This window comes from Streptomyces marinisediminis (assembly GCF_026262575.1).
In the GTDB taxonomy this organism is placed as follows: Bacteria; Actinomycetota; Actinomycetes; order Streptomycetales; family Streptomycetaceae; genus Streptomyces; species Streptomyces marinisediminis.
The window spans coordinates 1-631 of the sequence record NZ_JAPKFL010000110.1 but is presented as its reverse complement, the minus strand read 5'-3'; the positions used below and the strand labels follow the sequence as shown (position 1 = coordinate 631).

Sequence of the window (631 nt, the reverse complement as noted above, 5' to 3'; positions counted from 1 at the left end):
CCGCGCGAACAGCTCCAGCACCCGCCCCCACATCTCCCGGATCCGGTCCAGCCCCGCGTCCAGCAGCTCGAACGGGCGGTAGTGCACGCCGGGGTGGGAGTGCCGGAGTGCGTCGGGGTCGCGCAGGTCGGTCTTGCCCATCTCGACGAACCGGCCGCCGCGCGGCATCAGGTCCAGGGAGGCGTCGATGAACTCACCCGTCAGCGAGTTGAGGACCACGTCCACGCCCCGCCCGCCGCTGGCGGTCCGGAAGGCGTCGGCGAACTCCACCGACCGCGAGGACGCGATCCGCTCCGGAGCGATGCCCAGCCCCTCCAGCACCGGCCACTTCGCCCGGCTCGCCGTCCCGTACACCGTCGCGCCCAGATGCCGCGCCACCTGCACCGCCGCCGTCCCCACTCCACCGGACGCGGCGTGGACGAGCACGGATTCCCCGGGCTGGACGCGGGCGAGGTCGACCAGCGCGTAGTAGGCGGTGAGGTAGACGGACGGCACGGCGGCGGCCTGGGCGTAGGTCCAGTCCTCGGGAATGGGGGCGAGCATGCGCTCCTCGGTGACCGCGCTGGGGGCGAAGGAGCCGGAGAACAGGCCCATCACCCGGTCCCCGGGCCGCACCCCGGACACCCCAGGG

The 631-nt window shown here is 74.0% G+C and carries 1 protein-coding gene; it reads right to left on the bottom strand.

Features of this window, described 5'->3' with window-relative positions; translation table 11 throughout:
* Nucleotides 1-594, bottom strand: a 594-nt coding sequence (locus OSB71_RS24290) for a zinc-binding dehydrogenase (RefSeq protein WP_323055346.1), incomplete at its 3' end; no start/stop codon positions are given.
* Nucleotides 595-631: the final 37 nt, after the last annotated feature.